The sequence below is a fragment of the Pseudomonas sp. PAGU 2196 genome, from assembly GCF_022179005.1.
GTDB lineage: Bacteria > Pseudomonadota > Gammaproteobacteria > Pseudomonadales > Pseudomonadaceae > Aquipseudomonas > Aquipseudomonas kermanshahensis.
This window is the reverse complement of record NZ_BNTL01000016.1, coordinates 179,358-195,138: the sequence shown is the minus strand read 5'-3', so window position 1 is coordinate 195,138 and position 15,781 is coordinate 179,358. Positions and strand designations below refer to the sequence as shown.

Below are 15,781 nucleotides of genomic sequence, written 5' to 3'. Positions count from 1 at the left end.
GGGCTGCAAAGCAGCCCCCTGAATCAACTCCCTTCGCCCGCCATGCGCCGCTCATACTGGAACTTCCAGCGCACAAACAGCAGCCCGCTGACGAACAACCCCAGGCTTACCACCACCTCAACCCAGCCAAACAGCGCCCGGGCCGGATCGAACGCCGCCAACACGCCCTTGATGAAATAGATATTCACCACAAAGCAGGTCCAGGCATGCGCCCGGGCGCTGCCCTTCAGCATGCCCGGCAGCAGCAACAGCAGCGGCACCAGTTCGATCGCCAGAATCACTTCGACGCGCGCCCCGTGCAGGTTGGCGAACCACAGGTTGTTCACCACCAGCAACGCGATCAGGCCAAAGAAAAACGCCAGGCTCAGCGCCCGCGTCAGGCGCAGGCGCGGTGCCAGCCATTGCAGTGGCGGCAACACCTTGGGCTTTTTAGCCACGCGCGGCCTCCAGGGCCTTGGCGGTGCTCGCCAGGCGTTGGCCGAGGGCACGGCACAGGGTGATTTCGTGGGGGTCGAGCTCGCGCTTGCCATCGGCGCCGGCGTGGTGGCTGGCGCCATACGGTGTGCCGCCGCCGCGGGTTTCGAGCAAGGCCGATTCGCTGTAGGGCAGGCCCATCACCAGCATGCCGTGGTGCATCAGCGGCAGCATCATCGACAGCAGGGTGGTTTCCTGGCCACCATGCAGGCTGGCAGTGGAGGTGAACACCCCGGCGGGCTTGCCCACCAGTTCGCCACCCAGCCACAGGCTGCTGGTGCCGTCGAGGAAGTACTTCAGCGGCGCGGCCATGTTGCCGAAGCGGGTCGGGCTGCCCAGCACCAGGCCGGCGCAATGGCGCAGGTCGTCTAGGGTGGCGTACAGCGCGCCGCTGGCCGGGATGTCCGGAGCCACAGCTTCGCACTCAGTGGAAATCGCCGGCACGGTGCGCAGGCGCGCCTCCATACCGGCCAACTCGACACCGCGGGCAATGTGCCGGGCCATTTCGCTGGTGGCGCCATGGCGGCTGTAATACAAAACCAGGATGAAGGGCTGGCTCACGGCAGGATCTCCAGCACCTTCTCGGGTGGGCGGCCAATCACGGCTTTATCGCCGGCCACCAGAATCGGCCGCTCGATCAGCTTGGGGTGTTGGGCCATGGCGTCGATCAATTGCGCATCGGTCAGGGCCGGGTTGGCCAGGTTCAGGTCTTTGTATTCGTCTTCGCCGGTGCGCAGCAGCTGGCGCGGGGCGATGCCCAGTTTGCCGAGCAGGGCCGTCAGGGTGGCGGTGTCTGGCGGGGTTTCGAGGTAGCGCACGATGGTCGGCGCCAGGCCGCGTGCTTCGAGCAGTTCTAGCGCGCCGCGGGATTTCGAGCAGCGCGGGTTATGATAGAGCGTCAGGTCAGTCATGTCGGGTCGCATCCAGCTGGGTGTGGCGGCTATTCTAACCGCAGCGACTGAACCATTTGCTTGAAACTTCGAGAAGGATTGACCCATGGCAAGGCGTTTGGCAGCAGTACTGGCCATCACCGCGGGCCTGTTGCTCGGTGGTTGCGGTGCCGACTACGGCGTGGACCAACACGGCAATACGGTAAAGGCCGAGCAGATCGAGGGGCACTGGTTAGTGCTCAACTATTGGGCCGAATGGTGCGGACCGTGCCGTACCGAAATCCCTGAGTTGAATGCGGCGGCCAAGCAATGGGCGGCCGAGGGGATCAAGGTGGTCGGTGTGAACTTCGACGGCTTGCAGGGCCAGGACCTGAAGCAGGCGGCGGACACCTTGGGCATCGGCTTTACCGTGCTGGCGCAGGACCCGGCCGAGCGTTACGAGCTGCCCCGCAGCGAGGCGTTGCCGGTGACCTACATCATCGATGACAAGGGCAAGGTGCGTGAGCAATTGATGGGTGAGCAGACCCTGGAAGGGCTGCAGGCCAAGATCAAGGCCCTGAAGGGCGCATGATGCCTGTTGGGGCTGCTTTGCAGCCCTTCGCGGCACAAGGCCGCTCCTACAGGTGACCGCGTCATCCCAGCGTACGCGGTTACCTGTAGGAGCGGCCTTGTGCCGCGAAGGGCCGCAGAGCGGCCCCGGCAGTCCTCAACCTTCTTCAGGCCAGAACCGCAGCGGCTTGCCCTCGGCCGGCCAGAAGCGCATCTGCTCCACGGGCGAGACATCCCAGCGTTGTACCGTCTCCAGCGCCTGCAGGAAGCGTTTTTCCTGTTCCATCAGCGCCGGTGCGCACAGCTTGCGGGTCTTGCCGACCTTGCCGAAGCTCAGGTGCTTGCCTTCCAGCGTATACGGGGCAAACCAATGGTTGCAGCCGCCATTACCGTAGGCGCGGCCATCGCTGGCCAGGGTCAGGGTAAGGTGGCTGTAATCGATCAGCGGGCGTTCGCCAATCCACTCCAGTACATAGCTGCGCTCCTGCTGCAGCTTCGACGGTTGCGCGGCGCAGCCGAGCAGGCCGGTGGCAATCAGCACGCCGGTCAGCAGCTTTTTCACTCAGCGCTCTCCTGGCAACGCGGGCACAGGTGCTTCTCGCCACGGCTGGCCCAGCCCAGCTCCGCGATACGGGCGCTGGCCGCCGGCTGGCGGGCTTTCTTGCCCAGCTTGGCATCGACTGCGAACTCGAAGTCCAGCACGGCGTCGCACTGGTCGCACTCGACCTGCCAGGTGAGGATCTCCAGCTCGCTGAACACCGGGCCGCTGGCCACGGCAACCCACTGGCCGCGCGGGTTGATCAGGTGACGCACGCTTTCCACGGTCAGTCGCATGGACAAGTCCTTGCTGCCCTTGAGGGTCACCAACAACGTGTCGCCCTTGTGCATCGAACCGCCGTTGCCGGTTACCTGATAGCGGCCGGGTACCAGGGCGCGGCACTCGATCAGGGTGTGTTGCGGGTTGAAAAGGGTGTAGCGGAAATCGTGCTCGACCATGGGTCCTCCAGAAATGCCGCGTATCCTAGCATTAACCCGATACCAGATTCTGTGGTTTGCCTGCCATCCAGCGGTTGATGTTGTCCAGCGTGGTGGCGGCGATGGCGTCCAGCGCCTCACGGGTGAGGAAGGCCTGGTGGGCGGTGATGATCACGTTGGGGAAGGTCAGCAGCCGGGCCAGCACATCGTCTTGCAAGGGCTGGTCGGAGCGATCCTCGAAAAACAGTTGGGCCTCTTCTTCGTAGACGTCCAGGCCCAGGTAGCCCAGCTGGCCGCACTTGAGTGCGTCGATCAATGCCGGGGTGTCGACCAGCGCGCCGCGGCCGGTGTTGATCAGCATGGCGCCAGGTTGCAGTTGAGCCAGGCTTTGCGCATTGATCAGGTGGCGGGTGTGCTCGGTCAGCGGGCAATGCAGGCTAATGATGCGCGCCTCGCGCAGCAACTCGGGCAGGGGCAGGTAGCGGGCGCCGAGGGCCAGCAGGTCCGGGTTGGGGTAGGGGTCGTAGGCCAGCAACTGGCAGCCGAAGCCGGCCATGATGCGGGCGAATGCAACGCCGATCTGGCCGGTGCCGACCACACCGACGGTCTTGCCGTGCAGGTCGAAGCCGGTCAGGCCATGCAGGGTGAAATCACCTTCGCGGGTGCGGTTGTAAGCCCGGTGCAGGCGCCGGTTGAGGGCGAGGATCAGCGCCACGGCGTGCTCGGCCACCGCGTGTGGCGAATAGGCCGGCACCCGTACCACGGCCAGGCCCAGGCGCTGGGCGGCCGCAAGGTCGACGTGGTTATAGCCCGCCGAACGCAGGGCGATCAGGCGCGTGCCGCCAGCGGCCAGGCGCGCCAGCACTTGGGCGTCCAGCTCATCGTTGATGAAGGCGCAGACGACCTCGTAACCGCTGGCGAGGGGCGCAGTGTCCAAGGTCAGGCGGGCGGGCTGGAAGTGCAGCTCCAGGGCAGTGCCGGCAGCGGCCTGGGTGAAGCTTTCCTGGTCGTAGTGCTGGCTGCTGAACAACAGGGCGCGCATGGTCGGGCTTCCTTTGCGAATGTCTGGGGATTGTAGCTGGCCGTCCTGTGTGGCCGTTGGAGCAGCCTTGTGCTGCGAAGAGGCCGGTGACAGCACAGTAAATCTTCGCTGCTGTCACGGGCCTCTTCGCAGCACAAGGCTGCTCCTACAGCAGCACAAGGCTGCTCCAGCTCAGGGGCAAGGCAGCGCTGTCAGGCATTGATGTGTGCCTGCGTCGCCAGCCGGCTGATCGCGCTGTCGAGTTCATCCAATGCCTGCTGCGCATGGGGGTGCTCTTGTTTGAGCAAGGTCTCGCTGCGCTGGCATGCCGCCCGCAGCTGCGGCACACCGCAATAACGCGAGGCACCGTTGAGGCGGTGTACCTGCTCGATCAAGGTGGTGTGATCCTGCGCTTCGCGGGCGGCGCGTATCGCCTGGCGATCGGACTCCAGTGACGCCAGCAGCATGGCCAGCATGTCGGCCGCCAAGTCGGATTTGCCGGCGGCCAGGCGCAAACCTTCGTCGGGGTCGAGCACCTTCAGTTCGTCGCTGTTGAGCCGCTGTTCGGCCAAGCGCTCTTGCTGCGGCACGCCCAGGCTCAGGCCGGTCCACTTCATCACCACCTGGGCCAACTGCCGCTCACTGATCGGTTTGGTCAGGTAGTCGTCCATGCCGGCATGCAGCAGCGCGCGTTTCTCGTTGGCCATGGCATGCGCGGTGAGGGCGACAATCGGCAGCGGGCTGCCGCTTTGGGCGTTTTCCCAGAGGCGGATCTGCTCGGTGCAGGCGCGGCCATCCATGCCGGGCATTTGCACGTCCATCAGCACCAGGTCGAAGGGCTCATCCTGCACTGCTTGCACCGCCGCATAGCCGTTGTCGACGGCCAGCACCTGGGCACCCAGGTCTTCGAGCAGGGTCTGTACCAGCAGCAGGTTGGCTGGGTTGTCATCGACGCACAAAATCTTCGGCTGGCGCTGGCCGCTGAGGATGTTCGGCTCGCCCAGCGGGCGACGCGGTTGGATCAGCTCCAGCAGCAGCCGACGCAACTTGCGCGTGCACGTTGGCTTGGACAGGAGTTGGCCATGGCCATTGGGCAGGTAGGGGTGGTACAGCGCCTGTTCGGTGGTCGGGCACAGCACCACGCACTGGCACTGGTAGCGGTCCAGTTGCAGGTGGTACTCACCGAGCTGCTCGGGCGTCAGGTTGCCCAGGTTGGCGCCGAGCACCGCGAAGTCAAACGGGTGGCCCGCCTGGCTTGCGGCCTGTACCGCATGCAGAAGCTGGTCGTACGAGGCAAACAGGCTGACGCTCAGGCCGCAGTCTTCAAGCTGGTGCTCCAGCGCCTGGCGCGCCAGCTCATGGCTGTCGACGATGGCGGCGCGGCGGCCCAGCAGTGGCTGCAGCGGCAGCTCTTCGGCATCGTCGTGAGCCTTGGGCAGGTTGAGGCTGATCCAGAACTGCGAGCCTTCGCCCGGCGTGCTGTCGACGCCGATCTCGCCGCCCATCTGCTCGATCAGGCGCTTGGAAATCACCAGGCCCAGGCCGGTACCCCCAGGCTGGCGCGCCAGCGAGTTGTCGGCTTGGCTGAACGCCTGGAACAGCGTGCGCACATCCTGCGGCGACAGGCCGATGCCGGTGTCCTGCACGCTGATGCGAAGCTGCGCGCTGTCTTCGTGTTCGTCTTCAAGCATGGCGCGCACGACGATGGTGCCTTCGCGGGTGAACTTGATCGCGTTGCTCACCAGGTTGGTGAGGATCTGCTTGAGCCGCAGCGGGTCGCCGATCAGCGATGATGGGGTGTCGCGGTAGATCAGGCTGAGCAGTTCGAGCTGCTTGGCGTGCGCGGCCGGGGCGAGGATGGTCAGGGTGTCCTGGACCAGGTCGCGCAGGTTGAACGGAATGCTGTCGAGCACCAGCTTGCCGGCCTCGATCTTGGAGAAGTCGAGGATCTCGTTGATGATCCCCAGCAGGTTGTCGGCGGACTTCTCGATGGTGCTCAGGTAATCCAGCTGGCGCGGCGTCAGCTCGCTTTTCTGCAGCAAATGGGTGAAGCCGAGGATGCCGTTGAGCGGGGTGCGGATCTCGTGGCTCATGTTGGCCAGGAACTCCGACTTGATGCGGCTGGCCTCCAGGGCTTCCTTGCGGGCCATGTCCAGCTCGATGTTCTGGATCTCGATGGTCTCCAGGTTCTGGCGCACGTCTTCGGTGGCCTGGTCGATGCTGTGCTGCAGCTCTTCGTGGGCGCTGTGCAGGGTTTCGGCCATGCGGTTGATGCCGCGGCCCAGCTCGTCCAACTCGTGGCTGCCCATGGCCGGCAGGCGCTCGTCCAGGTGGCCATCCTTGAGCTGATTGACCGCATGCTTGATGCGTTTGATCGGGTCGTTGATGGTGCGGCTCATGCGCAGTGCCAGCAGGCCACTGAGGGCCAGGCAGGCGAGGATCAGCAACAGGCTGGTGAACAGGTTGCGGTAGCCACGCAGCAAGGTGCCGTCGTGCGACAGTTCGATTTCGACCCAACCCAGCAGGCGCTCGGCTTCGGCCGGCACGGCATCGGTGGCCAGGTCGCGGTGGTGGCCGAAGACGGGCATCAGGTAGCGTGTGGCGTCATTGCCGGTGCGTTGCAAAAGTTGCGTGCCGGTACCGCCGGTGGGCGGCTGGTTGAGCATGCTCGGGCCTGCATGCGCCAGGCGCGTGCGGTCTGGGGCAAGAAAGGCGACCGCGCGCACGTCGGTTTGCTCCAGGGTCTGCGCGGCAATCCGTTCCAGCTGCGCGGGAGCCCGCTTGGCCATGGCAGGTGCAGCCAGCGGCGCCAGTTGCTCGGCGATCATCTTGCCGCGTTGCAGCAGCTGGGTGCGCAAATCGCTTTGCTGCAGCCAGGTGAAATAACTGCCCAATACCAGCGCCATCAGGCCGGCAGGCAGCAGGGCCAACAGCAGGACCCGGCTTCTGATTCCCAAACGATCGAGCACACTTGCCTCCTGTCATGTGCCTGGACGCCGTCAACTGCGTGACGGACCAAGCCGGGAAGTTACTCCGCCTGCTCGGCTATTGCACCCATTTGTCTGTCTTTTCGTGGCCAGGTCGAGGCATTGGTCGCAGGGCGGTTGCCTAGAGCAGAGCGGATGCTCAATAATCGCGCAATTGAGAATGCATGGCAGTTGCCAATGAATCCCGTAGCTATTCATACCTCCACTATCCTCGCCATCGAGGACGACCCGGTGCTGGGTGCCTACCTGCACGAGGAGCTGCAGCGTGGCGGCTTCCAGGTGACCTGGTGCCGTAATGGGCTCGAAGGCCTTGAAACCGCAGGCCGGCAGGCATTCGACGTGGTGTTGATGGACATCCTGCTGCCAGGGCTCAACGGCCTGGATGCACTGGCCCAGTTGCGCACGCGCAGCGCCACGCCGGTGATCCTGATGTCGGCGCTGGGCGCCGAAGCCGACCGCATCAGCGGTTTTCAGCGCGGCGCCGACGACTACCTGCCCAAGCCCTTCAGCATGGCCGAGCTGCAGGTACGCATCGAGGCGATCCTGCGGCGCGTGGCCCTGGAGCGGCGCCATCAGCCGCAGCAAGAGGCCGCCGGAGGTGGGTTGCAGTTCGACGAAGGGCTCAGCGACGTCAGGCTCGAAGGGCGCCTGGCAGGCCTGACCCCCAGCGAATACCGCCTGCTCGAGATCCTCAACCGCAACCTGGACGAAGTGCTGAGCAAACCCTTCCTTTATCAACAGGTCTTGCAGCGCGGTTACTCGCGGCATGATCGCAGCCTGGACATGCATGTCAGCCAGATCCGCCGCAAGCTCAAAGGCATCGGCTACCACGAACGGCAGATCCGCACTGTCTGGGGCAAAGGTTACGTGCTTAGCGCCAGCGAGATGGAGTGAGCCATGCTCGACCGCCATTCGCTGTTCTGGAAGCTGGCCATCCTGCTGGTGGGCTTCTGCCTGCTGATGATCGGCCTGAGCTACACCTGGGGCCGGCACATGGAAACCCAGAACGCCTTCCTGTCCGAACCGGCCCGCCAACTGCTGCGCGGTTATGCGGCTGAGGCCGAGCAGGCCTGGCGCAGCGATGGGCGCGCGGGGCTGGACCGCTGGGTGCAGGCCATGCACCAGCGCGAGCGTGGCTGGGTTGGCGTGCTCGACATCAACCTGCGGCCGCTCGACAGCGCCACCCTGAACCCCCAGATCATGCAACGGCTGACGCGCCTGCGCGGCGTCGACTGGCCGATGAGCCGGCGCAGTGTCGACCAGCCGTGGCTGCGCATTCCGTTCCCAGGGGCGCCGGAGCAGGGCATGCTGGTGATCGAACTGCCAGAGCGCCTCAACCCCGGCGAGTACCGCATGCTGTGGCGCGTGCTGACCAACGGCATCATCCCCGCTCTGTTCACCTTGCTGCTGTGCGTTGGGCTGTACCGCATGCTGATCGTGCCGCTCAACCAACTGCGTGAGCAGGCCAATGCCTGGCGCGCCGACCAGCTGTCGGCCCGCCTCGATTCGCGCACCATCGCCCGGCATGACGAACTCGGCGAGCTGGCCCGCGCGTTCGACCAGATGGCCGAACGGCTGCAGGGTACGGTGGCCATGCAGCAGCAGATGCTGCGCGACCTGTCTCACGAAATGCGCACGCCGCTCAGCCGGCTACGCGTGGCCTGCGATGGCGAAACCGACCTGCAGCGCCTGCGCGAACGCCTGGCGCGTGAAGTGGACTGCATGCAGCAATTGGTTGAGGGCACCCTGCAATTGGCTTGGCAGGATGCCGAACGTGCGCCGATGAACCTTGAGCCGATCCAGGTTCAGGCGTTGTGGGACCTGCTCGCCGAGGACGCCAGCTACGAAAGCGGCTGGTCGCCCGAGCGGCTGCGCTGCGAACTGCCCGCCAGTTGCTGGGTGCAGGGCAATCTCAACCACCTGGCCCAGGCGCTGGAGAACATGCTGCGCAATGCCATCCGCCACTCGCCGACTAACGGCGTGGTGCGCTTGGGCGGGAAGCGCGACGGTAACCACTGGCGGCTGTGGCTGGAAGACGAGGGCGGTGGGGTTGCAGAAGAGGACCTGGAGCGGATCTTCGCGCCGTTCTCGCGGCTGGACGGCTCGCGGCCTGGGGACGGCGGTTTTGGGCTGGGCTTGAGCATTGCGCGCAGTGCCATCCAGCGCCAGGGCGGGACCCTGTGGGCAGAGAATGGCAAGCACGGGCTGCGCCTGTGCATGCGCGTGCCGCTCCATGTGCCGGCCCCCGCCAAGGACAACCCACGGCCGCAGGTCGCCGCGTTATAGCTTGTAGCTATATGCATCACAGATTGCGTGATATGGCCCGGAAAGGATTGCCGGTATGATAGGCGCCCCTGCCGTCCGGATTGTGAAATACGCCATGACCTTGCAGTACCCAACCATCGCCGATTGCGTCGGCAATACGCCCCTGGTTCGCCTGCAGCGCATTGCCGGAGAGACCAGCAACACGCTCCTGCTCAAGCTCGAAGGTAACAATCCCGCCGGTTCGGTCAAGGACCGCCCGGCGCTGTCGATGATCGCCCGCGCCGAACTGCGCGGCCAGATCAAGCCGGGTGACACGCTGATCGAGGCGACCTCGGGCAACACTGGCATCGCCCTGGCGATGGCGGCAGCGATCAAGGGTTACAAGATGATCCTGATCATGCCAGACAACTCCACCGCCGAACGCAAGGCCGCCATGACGGCCTACGGCGCCGAGCTGATCCTGGTGACCAAGGACGAGGGCATGGAAGGTGCCCGCGACCTCGCCGAGAAACTGCAGGCCGAGGGCCGCGGCCTGGTGCTCGACCAGTTCGCCAATGGCGACAACCCGATCGCCCACTACAACAGCACCGGCCCGGAAATCTGGCAGCAGACCCAGGGCACCATTACCCATTTCGTCAGCTCGATGGGCACCACCGGCACCATCATGGGCTGCTCGCAGTATCTTAAGGAGCAGAACCCAGCCGTGCAGATCATCGGCCTGCAGCCGATGGAAGGCTCGGCCATCCCCGGCATCCGTCGCTGGCCCGAGGAATACCTGCCGAAGATCTTCGACGCCACCCGCGTCGATCGCGTGGTCGACATGTCCCAGCAGGAAGCCGAAGACACCACCCGCCGCCTTGCTCGTGAAGAGGGCATTTTCTGCGGCGTGTCTTCCGGTGGTGCGGTCGCGGCGATGCTGCGCCTGTCCCGCGAGGTGGAAAACGCGGTAATGGTCGCAATCATCTGCGACCGTGGTGACCGATACCTGTCCACTGGCCTGTTTGATCCGAGCTAAATGTCCAAGAAGAAAAGCAACAGCGGCCTGCGCTTCCAGCCAGCCGGTGGCAACCGTAGCCCGCAGGTTCCAGTGGGCAAGAAACAGCGCCTGGATATCGAGCGCCTGGCCGGTGACGGCCGTGGCATCGCTTTCCATGAAGGGCGTACCTGGTTCGTCAGTGGCGCGTTGGCCGGTGAAGCCGTCGAGGCCCGCGTGCTCAATGCCCGCGGCAAAGTCGTGGAGGCGCGCCTGGAGCGCGTGCTGCAGGCTAGCCCCGAGCGGCGCGAAGCCCCTTGCCGGCACTATGCCCGCTGTGGCGGCTGCAACCTGCAGCATCTGCCCCACGAAGCGCAGCTGGCGCTCAAGCAACGCACGCTGGCCGAACAGCTGCAGCGGGTTGCCGGCGTGCAACCCGAGGCCTGGGCCGCCCCCCTGAGCGGGCCGGAATTCGGCTACCGGCGCCGGGCGCGGGTGGCTGTGCGCTGGGACATCAAGGCGCGTCAGCTGGAGGTCGGGTTCCGTGCCGAAGCCAGCCAGGACATCATTTCAATCGACGACTGTGCAGTGCTGGTACAGCCCTTGCAGTCGATTCTGCGCCACTTGCCGACGGTGCTGCGTTCGCTGAGCAAACCGCAGGTCATCGGCCATGTGGAACTGTTCAGCGGCACCGCTGAGGCGCTGCTGGTGCGCCATGTCGCGCCGCTGCCGGCGGATGACCTGGCCCGCCTTCAGGCATTTTGCGACGAGGCCAAGGCGCAGCTCTGGCTGCAGGGCGAGGGTGAGCCGGCGCCGGTAGACGCGGCCACGACCCTGGGCTTTACCCTCGAACCCTGGCAGTTGGAATTGGCCTGGCGCCCCGGTGATTTCGTGCAGGTTAACGCCCAGGTCAATACGGCGATGATCGAGCAGGCGTTAGCCTGGCTCGCACCGCAAGCCGACGAACGTGTGCTTGACCTGTTCTGTGGCCTGGGTAATTTTGCCCTGCCGTTGGCGCGGCAGGCGCGTGAAGTGGTGGCGGTGGAAGGTGTACAGGCCATGGTGGATCGGGCCGCGGCCAATGCCCGAAACAACAATGTGCATAACGCACGGTTTTTTCAGGCCGATTTATCGCAGCCTTTGGCAGGTGCCGAGTGGGCCGCCGAAGGCTTTTCTGCGGTACTCTTGGACCCACCGCGCGACGGTGCTTTCGAGGTGGTGCATGACATCGCACGCCTCAAGGCCAAGCGGCTGGTCTACGTATCGTGCAACCCGGCCACGCTGGCGCGAGACGCCCAGGTGCTGGTCGGACAGGGGTACCGGTTAAAAAGGGCCGGGATTCTCGACATGTTTCCTCAGACGGCGCATGTCGAGGCCATGGCGTTATTCGAAGCGGGCTAGCAGACTGGCCCGTTGGTGCGGTTGCCAGGGAATGGCGGCCACACGGTGGAAGCCTGCGCACCCGCGTGGTGCGCTGTATGGAAAGGTAAAACAAAGATGGTACAGGTGAGAGTGCACCAGCCGGTCAACACTGACGGCAGTATCAATCTCGAAGCATGGCTGGATCATGTGGTAAGCGTCGATTCAGCCCTGGATCGCGCAGCGCTGAAAGAGGCCTGCGAATTCGCTCACGAAGTCGAGAAGAAGGGTAACCCTGCCAAGCATTCCTGGGCCGACGGTACGTCCAGCTTCCAGGCGGGCCTGGAGATCGCCGAGATTCTCGCCGACCTCAAGCTCGACCAGGATTCGCTGGTAGCCGCCGTCATTTACCGTTCGGTGCGTGAAGGCAAGGTGACCCTGGCTGAAGTCAGCCAGCGTTTTGGCCCGGTGGTGTCCAAGCTGATCGATGGCGTGCTGCGCATGGCGGCCATCAGTGCCAGCCTCAGCCCGCGCCAGTCGCTGGTGCTGGGCTCCCAGGCGCAGGTCGAGAACCTGCGCAAGATGCTCGTGGCCATGGTCGACGACGTGCGCGTTGCACTGATCAAGCTGGCCGAGCGCACCTGCGCGATCCGTGCGGTCAAGGCCGCCGACGACGAAAAACGCCTGCGCGTCGCGCGCGAGGTGTTCGACATCTATGCCCCCCTGGCGCATCGCCTGGGCATCGGTCACATCAAGTGGGAGCTGGAAGACCTGTCCTTCCGCTACCTTGAACCCGACCAGTACAAACAGATCGCCAAGCTCCTGCACGAGCGCCGGCTGGACCGCGAGCGCTTCATCAGCGACGTGATGAACCAGCTGCAGAACGAACTGCTGGCCACCGGCGTGAACGCCGACATCAGTGGCCGGGCGAAACACATCTATTCGATCTGGCGCAAGATGCAGCGCAAAGGCCTGGAATTCAGCCAGATCTACGATGTGCGTGCGGTGCGTGTGCTGGTCCCGGAGATCCGCGATTGCTACACCGCGCTGGGTATCGTGCACACCCTGTGGCGGCACATCCCCAAGGAATTCGACGACTACATCGCCAACCCAAAGGAAAACGGCTACCGCTCGCTGCACACGGCGGTAATCGGCCCGGAGGGCAAGGTGCTGGAGGTGCAGATCCGCACCCACGGCATGCACGAGGAAGCGGAGCTGGGGGTTTGCGCCCACTGGCGCTACAAGGGCACCGACGTCAAGCCGAGCTCCAATCACTACGAAGAGAAGATTTCCTGGCTGCGCCAGGTGCTCGAGTGGCATGAAGAGCTGGGTGACATCGGCGGCCTGGCCGAGCAGCTGCGCGTCGACATCGAGCCGGACCGGGTCTACGTGTTCACCCCGGACGGCCATGCCATCGACCTGCCCAAGGGCGCCACGCCGCTGGACTTCGCCTACCGCGTGCACACCGAAATCGGCCACAACTGCCGCGGCGCCAAGATCAACGGGCGTATCGTGCCGCTGAACTACAGCCTGCAGACCGGCGAGCAGGTCGAGATCATCACCAGCAAACACGGCAACCCCAGCCGTGACTGGTTGAACTCCAACCTGGGTTACGTCACCACCTCGCGGGCACGGGCCAAGATCGTTCACTGGTTCAAGCTGCAGGCACGCGACCAGAACGTCGCCGCCGGCAAGACCTTGCTCGAGCGCGAACTCAGCCGCCTGGGCCTGCCGCAGGTGGACTTCGAGCGCCTGGCCGAGAAGACCAACGTCAAGACCGCCGAAGACATGTTCGCCTCGCTCGGCGCGGGTGATCTACGCCTGGCTCACCTTGTCAACGCTGCCCAGCAGTTGCTGGAGCCTGAGCGTATCGAGCAGATCGAGCTGGTGCAGCGCAAGCCCACGGGCCCGCGTACCGGCAAGCGCGGCGATATCCAGATCCAGGGTGTCGGCAACCTGCTGACGCAGATGGCCGGTTGCTGCCAGCCGCTGCCGGGCGATGCCATTGTCGGCTATATCACCCAGGGCCGCGGCGTGAGCATCCACCGTCAGGACTGTGCCTCGGTGCTGCAACTGGCAGGCAAGGAGCCAGAGCGGATGATCCAGGTGAGTTGGGGGCCGATCCCGGTGCAGACCTACCCGGTCGACATCGTCATCCGTGCCTACGACCGCCCAGGCTTGTTGCGTGACGTGTCGCAGGTGCTGCTCAACGAGAAGATCAACGTGCTGGCGGTCAACACCCGCTCGAACAAGGAAGACAACACGGCGTTGATGTCGCTGACCATCGAGATTCCGGGCCTGGATGCGCTCGGGCGCTTGCTGGGGCGGATCTCGCAGTTGCCGAACATCATCGAGACGCGGCGTAACCGTACCCCTTGAGACCGAGGTGGCTGCTTCGCGGGTAAACCCGCTCCCACAGGTTGAGTGCAAACCTTAAGCTATGCACTGTACCTGTGAGAGCGGGTTTACCCGCGAAGGGCGCACCACCGAAGGACCTGCTTAATGACCTACACCCTCGAAGACCTGCTGCACCTCATGGCCCGCCTGCGCGACCCGCAATATGGCTGCCCGTGGGACTTGAAGCAGGACTACGCCAGCATCGTCCCGCACACTATCGAAGAAGCCTACGAGGTTGCCGACACCATCGAGCGCGGCGATTTCGAGCACTTGCAGGGTGAGCTGGGCGATCTGCTGTTCCAGGTGGTCTACTACAGCCAGCTGGCCCGGGAAGAGGGGCGTTTCGAGTTTGACGGGGTGGTCGACAGCATCACCCGCAAGCTGATCCGCCGCCACCCGCACGTATTCCCCACCGGCGAGCTGTATGCACCGGTAGACACGCCCAGCTTGAGCGAGACCCAGGTCAAGTCGCGCTGGGAAGAGATCAAAGCCGAGGAGCGCGCCGAAAAAAGCGAACCCGAACAGCTGTCGCTGCTCGATGACGTGCCAACGGCATTGCCTGCATTGTCGCGGGCAGCCAAACTGCAAAAGCGTGCAGCCACGGTCGGTTTCGACTGGCCCGACGCATTGCCGGTGCTGGACAAGGTCCGCGAGGAGCTGGACGAGGTCCTGCAGGCCATGGCCGACGGTGATGCTGATGCGCTGGAAGATGAGGTCGGCGACCTGTTGTTCGCCACCGTCAACCTGGCCCGCCACCTCAAGCAAGACCCGGAACATGCCCTGCGCCGTGCCAATCGCAAGTTCGAGCGACGTTTCCGTTTTATCGAACAGGCATTGCGCGACAGCGGTCGGCCCATCGAAGACTGTAACCTTGACGAGCTGGATGCCCTCTGGGGTGAAGCCAAACGTCAGGAAAAGAACCTGCCCAGCTGCGGCTGAGCTGTTAAGTGAGTGAACATTCATGAGCCTTTCCCTTCGCGACCAATTGCTCAAAGCCGGTCTGGTCAACCAGAAACAGGTCTCGCAGACCAACAAAGCCCAGAAGAAACAAAAGCGCCTGGAGCACAAGGGCCAGGTCGAGGTGGACGACACCCAGCAGCGCTTGGCCAAGGAAGCCATGGCCGAAAAGGCCAAGCGTGACCAGGAGTTGAACCGCCAGCAGCAGGAAAAGGCCGAGCAAAAGGCCCGCGCCGCGCAGATCAAGCAATTGATCGAAGCGACCCGCCTGCCCAAGCTCAACAGTGAGGACTACTACAACTTCGTCGACGACAAGAAGGTCAAGCGCATTGCCGTCAATGCCCTGATGCGCAGCAAGCTGAGCAATGGCTCGCTGGCGGTCGTGTCGTTTGCCGGCGGCTACGAAGTGATTCCGCGTGAAGCGGCGGTGAAGATCCAGGAACGCGACCCGCATCGCGTACTGCTGCTCAACACCCATGTCGAGGAAGCCGACGACGATGACCCGTACGCGGCTTACAAGATCCCTGACGATTTGATGTGGTAAGCATGAAAAACCCCGCCTAGGCGGGGTTTTTTGTTCAAAGACTGTGGTATTGCAGGGTCATTGTGTAGTGCGCTGACTTTCCAGGTCCTCAAGCTCTACACGGTATTGATGGGCTTCGTGCTCATTGTGGAACATCCCGACCAATTGGCCTTGCTGGTGCACATCCCAGATCCGCACGCCAGCGGCCAGGCCTTCGTGGGACATTTTCGATTCGTCGCGTTCGGTTACTTGGACTGTCATCGGTAAACTCCACTGCTAGGTTGGTTGCGACATTGTGTCGCACACCTCCTTTATAGAGTTTGTTAGCAGGCTAAGTAAATAAAACGGGGATGAAACAAGTTTCATGAAGCTCAGGGGCTGCGATTTGCTTGGCTTGGGGTTTGAGTGGGG

Annotated in this window: 16 protein-coding genes; 8 read left to right on the top strand and 8 right to left on the bottom strand. The window is 64.0% G+C overall.

Annotated elements, in window-relative coordinates; translation table 11 throughout:
- Positions 1–23: 23 nt before the first annotated feature.
- Genes MFF34_RS16330 through arsC form a run of 3 tightly spaced genes read right to left on the bottom strand, consistent with a single transcriptional unit; the run spans position 24 to position 1,385 of the window.
- Complete coding sequence (locus tag MFF34_RS16330) at positions 24–437, bottom strand: DUF2069 domain-containing protein (RefSeq protein ID WP_238215265.1); 414 nt, start codon at positions 435–437, stop codon at positions 24–26.
- A complete protein-coding gene (gene wrbA / locus MFF34_RS16325) occupies positions 430–1,035 on the bottom strand; it encodes an NAD(P)H:quinone oxidoreductase (protein WP_238215264.1) in 606 nt (201 codons plus the stop codon). The genes MFF34_RS16330 and wrbA overlap by 8 nt, the downstream gene beginning before the upstream one ends.
- Positions 1,032–1,385, bottom strand: a complete 354-nt coding sequence (gene arsC, locus MFF34_RS16320; protein ID WP_027595840.1) for an arsenate reductase (glutaredoxin) — start codon at positions 1,383–1,385, stop codon at positions 1,032–1,034. The genes wrbA and arsC overlap by 4 nt, the downstream gene beginning before the upstream one ends.
- 85 nt (positions 1,386–1,470) lie before the next feature.
- Here arsC and MFF34_RS16315 point away from each other — a divergent pair, with 85 nt between their 5' ends.
- Entirely contained in the window at positions 1,471–1,935 is a 465-nt protein-coding gene (locus tag MFF34_RS16315; RefSeq protein WP_238215259.1) for a TlpA disulfide reductase family protein, read from the top strand.
- A 135-nt stretch (positions 1,936–2,070) separates the two neighbouring features.
- Here the strand turns inward: MFF34_RS16315 and MFF34_RS16310 are convergent, their stop codons facing one another.
- From MFF34_RS16310 to MFF34_RS16295, 4 genes are all read right to left on the bottom strand, one after another.
- Complete coding sequence (locus MFF34_RS16310) at positions 2,071–2,475, bottom strand: META domain-containing protein (protein WP_027595842.1); 405 nt, start codon at positions 2,473–2,475, stop codon at positions 2,071–2,073.
- Complete coding sequence (locus MFF34_RS16305) at positions 2,472–2,909, bottom strand: hypothetical protein (protein WP_027595843.1); 438 nt, start codon at positions 2,907–2,909, stop codon at positions 2,472–2,474. Before MFF34_RS16305 ends, MFF34_RS16310 begins: the two co-directional genes overlap by 4 nt.
- A 31-nt stretch (positions 2,910–2,940) precedes the next feature.
- On the bottom strand, positions 2,941–3,930 hold the full coding sequence (locus tag MFF34_RS16300; protein ID WP_238215258.1) for a 2-hydroxyacid dehydrogenase: 990 nt from the start codon (positions 3,928–3,930) through the stop codon (positions 2,941–2,943).
- A gap of 191 nt (positions 3,931–4,121) precedes the next feature.
- Positions 4,122–6,878 (bottom strand): response regulator, encoded by a 2,757-nt coding sequence (locus tag MFF34_RS16295; protein WP_099428502.1) that lies wholly within the window; start codon positions 6,876–6,878, stop codon positions 4,122–4,124.
- Positions 6,879–7,073: 195 nt separating this feature from the next.
- On the opposite strand from MFF34_RS16295, the gene MFF34_RS16290 reads away from it, so the two are divergent.
- The 7 genes from MFF34_RS16290 (at position 7,074) to MFF34_RS16260 (ending at position 15,391) form a co-directional block, all read left to right on the top strand.
- The gene (locus MFF34_RS16290; RefSeq protein ID WP_099428503.1) at positions 7,074–7,790 is read left to right on the top strand and encodes a response regulator transcription factor; all 717 of its coding nucleotides are present in this window, start codon (positions 7,074–7,076) and stop codon (positions 7,788–7,790) included.
- Positions 7,791–7,793: 3 nt separating this feature from the next.
- The gene (locus MFF34_RS16285) at positions 7,794–9,182 is read left to right on the top strand and encodes a sensor histidine kinase (RefSeq protein WP_238215257.1); all 1,389 of its coding nucleotides are present in this window, start codon (positions 7,794–7,796) and stop codon (positions 9,180–9,182) included.
- Positions 9,183–9,276: 94 nt separating this feature from the next.
- A complete protein-coding gene (gene cysM / locus MFF34_RS16280) occupies positions 9,277–10,176 on the top strand; it encodes a cysteine synthase CysM (protein ID WP_238215274.1) in 900 nt (299 codons plus the stop codon).
- Complete coding sequence (gene rlmD / locus MFF34_RS16275) at positions 10,177–11,535, top strand: 23S rRNA (uracil(1939)-C(5))-methyltransferase RlmD (protein ID WP_238215256.1); 1,359 nt, start codon at positions 10,177–10,179, stop codon at positions 11,533–11,535.
- A gap of 96 nt (positions 11,536–11,631) precedes the next feature.
- Positions 11,632–13,872, top strand: a complete 2,241-nt coding sequence (relA, locus tag MFF34_RS16270) for a GTP diphosphokinase (RefSeq protein WP_027595850.1) — start codon at positions 11,632–11,634, stop codon at positions 13,870–13,872.
- A 123-nt stretch (positions 13,873–13,995) separates the two neighbouring features.
- A complete protein-coding gene (gene mazG, locus MFF34_RS16265; RefSeq protein WP_027595851.1) occupies positions 13,996–14,829 on the top strand; it encodes a nucleoside triphosphate pyrophosphohydrolase in 834 nt (277 codons plus the stop codon).
- 22 nt (positions 14,830–14,851) lie between these two features.
- Positions 14,852–15,391, top strand: coding sequence for a DUF2058 domain-containing protein (locus tag MFF34_RS16260; RefSeq protein WP_027595852.1), 540 nt, complete (start codon positions 14,852–14,854; stop codon positions 15,389–15,391).
- A 57-nt stretch (positions 15,392–15,448) separates the two neighbouring features.
- Here the strand turns inward: MFF34_RS16260 and MFF34_RS16255 are convergent, their stop codons facing one another.
- A complete protein-coding gene (locus MFF34_RS16255) occupies positions 15,449–15,631 on the bottom strand; it encodes a hypothetical protein (RefSeq protein ID WP_027595853.1) in 183 nt (60 codons plus the stop codon).
- Positions 15,632–15,781 lie beyond the last annotated feature (150 nt).